The organism is Paenibacillus sp. 01T422 (assembly GCF_056398785.1).
Window position 1 is genome coordinate 1 of sequence record NZ_JBFTQB010000586.1, and the last position, 4,164, is coordinate 4,164.

The window sequence follows — 4,164 nt, forward strand, 5'->3', positions numbered from 1 at the left end:
GAACGATTACCGGACAAGCGCTGTATGCAGACAGAGATCCACATTTGCCCAAGGTGGATGCCGTTACAGGTCTTCTTGCCCCACTTGCACTTGACTACAAAATTAATGGGAATGCGGCAAGTAAAGAGAAATTTTTTGATGTCTTGGATTATGTCAATGACCAGGGATGGGCAGAGGGAAGTACGATGGGAACGCAGGATCATCAAGAGCTAAGAAGCACAGGGTACTACATTGGCTTATACATTATGAGAGACGAGATCAAGAATCGGAGCAGAGCACTCTTTGATAGAGAATTAAGGACCGCTTTCTGGTATTCTAAGCTCGGCAGGACCTTTGATACATCTACTTATTCGGAAACCACTGCGGATGAGCTCCATACGATGATGGTGTCTCAATTGCTCTATATATTGTGCATGGACAATACACCTCAGAAGGTGCAATACATGAAGGGTTATCTCGATAAGCTCAATCAAGCTCTGGCCATAGCTCCCGGATATGACGGCAGTATAAAGGCGGATGGAACGCTTTTCCATCACAATGGCGCATACATGAATACCTATGGTCCCCAAGCAGCGCGAGGTGGCACTTATCTGGCTTACCTACTGGGGCGCACGCAATTTGCGGTAACGGATAGCTCCTTCAATAACTTGAAAAATGCACTGCTCACATTGGAGCTGATGTCCAGCAAATATGTTATTCCCATCGGAGCAACAGGTAGAGTGCCGGGAAGCGTAGTACCTACGGTGCAGAACATGGTGGCATATGCCTATCTGGCTGCTGCCAAAAATCCAGTTGAGCAGGATATGACCAGCAGCTTTAAAAGATTGTGGGATACGAACGCAACCCAAGCCTTAAATAAAGCGGACGGATTTCTTACTTTAAGTGACTATCAACTCATTACTGAGCTGGTTGCCAGTAATACTCCTGCGAAACCGGATCCAGTGGGCTTCTGGGCGAAACCGTATGGCGGGTTTGTGATCAATCGGACAGCCGACAGATTGGTGAGTGTTAAAGGCTGGAGTAAGTATGTATTCAACGCCGAAAGCTACGACTACTTTAATAATTCGAAACTTGCTACTCTTGTTACAAATGTCTATGGTAAATATACGAGTTATGGAACCTTACAAATTCTAAATAATAATCTGTCCCTGGGTTTAGACGCCAGTGGAATAAATATTGAAAAGGGCTGGGATTGGGCACGTTGGCCCGGGAGCACAGCCAAGCACTTGACCGTGGATGAAATAGAACGCACGGATCATGTTTTTGCTAACGAAACGTATTTGGGCGGCGTGTCTTTCAACAATCAATACGGAATCTTTGGCATGAAACTGACTGACAATGAAGATACCAGCTTTAAGGCAAATAAAACGACATTTTTCTTTGGAGATAAGTTGGTTTGTCTGGGCTCTGATATCGTAAATTCAGATACCAGCCACCTAACAGAGACGGTTTTGTTCCAGTCGTGGATGCCAAACGATTCCATGCCGTTCTGGTATAATGGTACGTCAATAACGAGTTCGACTTATAGCAATGTTGTTCAGGATACGTCGAAAATCTGGATGGTCGACCCTTATGGAAATGGCTATGTTATACCTAATCCGAAAGGGACTATCATAAATAGAGGCGTGCAAAACTCAAAAAACTCAGCAGGGACTACGAACACATCGGGCAATTATACAACAGCTTATATCAATCATGGCGCAGCACCTCAAGCAGCTGGATATGAATATGCGATCAAGCTAGGCGCGGGTACATCGGGCACCGAAGCTTTCGCTTCCAARTTATAATATACGGTCATGCAGAAGGACAGGAAGGCTCATATCGTAAGGAATGACGATCCAGGATTGCGCATGACAGGATACGTCGTCTTCGATAGCACTTCTGATATAAAAAAGGGAGTATTGCAGCGGGTCAGTGACCCTATGATGCTTATGATTCAGAATGTTGACAGCAACAGCCTGAATTTAAGCATGTCAGATCCGGATCTGAGGTTGAAGACCGTACGGGAAGACACCTCTGCGCCGAGTGTCATGAAACAGAATACGGTGACCTTGCAAGGCATATGGGCCTTGAGGCAGCCTAGCCCGTTTGCCAGAATAATAAGTGCAACAGATTCTAAAACAACGATTCAATTTGACTGCGTGGATGGAAAATCAATCGATATAAGCCTTGTCAAAGGAATTCCAGCGAGTTGAATAGAAGAATAGAATTATAACCTATTACTAACCAGTAACAGATACTGCGAAGGAGGAGAAGGAAGATGGCTGAGGTTCTATTATTTCATCATGCGCAGGGACTGACCAAAGGTGTTCATATCTTTGCTGATGAGCTTAGAAAAGAGGGTCATATTGTACATGTTCCTGACCTCTTCGAAGGTCGGTTGTTTACCACTATTCAGGAAGGCATGGCCTATGTCAAGGAGATCGGGTTCGAAGAGATTATGGAGCGAGGCGAACGTGTTGCAAATGAGCTTCCAAGAAACATGGTCTATGCAGGGTTTTCGTTAGGTGTATTGGCTGCCCAGAAGCTCGTCCAGACTCGGGAGGGCGCTAGCGGTGCGTTGCTCTTTTACTCCTGCGTTCCAACCGCGATGTTCGAATCACCTTGGCCAGCCGATTTACCGGCACAGGTTCATAGCATGGATGCTGATCCATATTTCGTTGACGATGGTGACATTGAAGCGGCTCGTGAGCTCGTGGCTTCGGCCAATCATGTCGAACTTTTTTTGTACCCAGGCGACCAACACTGCTTCGCTGACAGCAGTTTGCCTTTTTATGATGCTGAAGCTGCGGCATTGCTAATGAAGCGTGTACTTGAATTCCTCCGTCAGTTCAGGTAATGGTTTGTGTTGAGCACTCCACCCCATGAGATTTGAGCGGTTTCTCCCTGACAAAGGGAACTACAGGGCGCTATTTCATCGAAATAGGCTCTCTTTCGCGTAGAGGGGAACTGTGGTCCTCTATTTGTCCGTTTTCTTAAAGAAAACGGGATTAGTGCTCAAATAAAGCCCTGTAGTTCCGTTGGAACGCGGAAACGGGCTGAATTTGCTAGAATAGCGGCTTGTAGTTCCTCAAAGGTGTATCATTGATGGGAACTACAATTTATATTATCAGATTCTTGCATGTATAAGATGATGGCATGAAGCACAAGATACGCGAGAATAGATCATGAAGGAGTTCATATATGACACTGATATCAACGAGTAATAACGTTCTTACGTTTATTAATGTGTTCACAGTGGAACCTGAAAATCAAGAACGTTTAATCGATTTGCTCACTAGTGCAACTGATGTGTCCGTTCGGTATGCGCCCGGATTTATTTCTTGCAGTCTCCATCGGGGGACAGAAGGGACTAAAGTTACCATGTATGCGCAGTGGAGAAGTGCGGAGCAGTACCAAGCGATGAGAAATGATCCTAAACCTCTTCCTTATCTTCAGGAAGCAATGAAGATAGCGACATTTGAACCAGGCAGCTATGAAGTCGTCAAAACGTTCGAACCCTTCACGGAATAAGCTTCTATCTACTTGACATCTACCTCGCGATCGTACTAATGTTAATGCCAAGAGGTGGATTACATGAGCAAGAAAAAGGACATAATGGCTGCCACACTCGACTTAATTGACGAAGAAGGACTTCAATCGGTTACCTTCTCCAAAATATTTAAGCGAGCCAACGTGGGGTCTGGCACAATGTATAACTATTTTGCCAATAAAGAAGAACTGGTTAATGCGGTGTATAAAGAAGCACGGATGCTAATGGGGGAGTACCTGTTAAAGGGCTATAATCCCGATTCGAGTTTATATGAGCGCTTTAGATGCCTTCAGTTAAATAGATTGGAGTTCGGCATTCATTGTCCCAAGGAGTTCATGTTTATCGACAGCTTTTCGTATTCGCCATATATCTCGCCAGAGTTGCGCAAGATGGATGATGCCAATAACTCTAGCGAAGTAATTCTTTCTTTGATTATCGAGGGCCAGAAGCAGGGGATCATCAAAGAAATGGACTCTCATTTGTGTCACCAGCTCATCCACGGGATGATTGCTTCTATTCTGAAAGGATATTATGTCCAGAAATATCCTATGAATGAACTCCAGATTCAACAAATTATGGAGGCATCTTGGAAAGCAATTCTCGTCTGAAAACAGTCTTTGGGACTTTTGGGT

At 44.8% G+C, this 4,164-nt stretch carries 5 protein-coding genes; all 5 read left to right on the top strand.

The features are described from left to right. The coding region (locus AC1DUA_RS26535; protein ID WP_477502625.1) for a chondroitinase family polysaccharide lyase at positions 1-1,787 on the top strand (1,787 nt) is incomplete at its 5' end. Between the two features lie 9 nt (positions 1,788-1,796). Then, entirely contained in the window at positions 1,797-2,195 is a 399-nt protein-coding gene (locus AC1DUA_RS26540) for a hypothetical protein (protein ID WP_477502626.1), read from the top strand. Positions 2,196-2,260: 65 nt separating this feature from the next. Next, complete coding sequence (locus tag AC1DUA_RS26545) at positions 2,261-2,839, top strand: dienelactone hydrolase family protein (RefSeq protein ID WP_477502627.1); 579 nt, start codon at positions 2,261-2,263, stop codon at positions 2,837-2,839. A gap of 344 nt (positions 2,840-3,183) precedes the next feature. Beyond that, positions 3,184-3,513 carry an antibiotic biosynthesis monooxygenase family protein gene (locus AC1DUA_RS26550; RefSeq protein WP_477502628.1) on the top strand — a complete coding sequence of 110 codons (330 nt, stop codon included), beginning with the start codon at positions 3,184-3,186 and terminating at the stop codon, positions 3,511-3,513. 63 nt (positions 3,514-3,576) lie between these two features. Beyond that, a complete protein-coding gene (locus tag AC1DUA_RS26555; RefSeq protein ID WP_477502629.1) occupies positions 3,577-4,140 on the top strand; it encodes a TetR/AcrR family transcriptional regulator in 564 nt (187 codons plus the stop codon). The last annotated feature ends 24 nt before the right edge of the window (positions 4,141-4,164 follow it).

Coding starts and splice junctions, on each gene's coding strand:
- AC1DUA_RS26540 (WP_477502626.1), top strand. CDS start 1,797: ATGCAGAAGGACAGGAAGGCTCATATCGTAAGGAATGACGATCCAGGA.
- AC1DUA_RS26545 (WP_477502627.1), top strand. CDS start 2,261: ATGGCTGAGGTTCTATTATTTCATCATGCGCAGGGACTGACCAAAGGT.
- AC1DUA_RS26550 (WP_477502628.1), top strand. CDS start 3,184: ATGACACTGATATCAACGAGTAATAACGTTCTTACGTTTATTAATGTG.
- AC1DUA_RS26555 (WP_477502629.1), top strand. CDS start 3,577: ATGAGCAAGAAAAAGGACATAATGGCTGCCACACTCGACTTAATTGAC.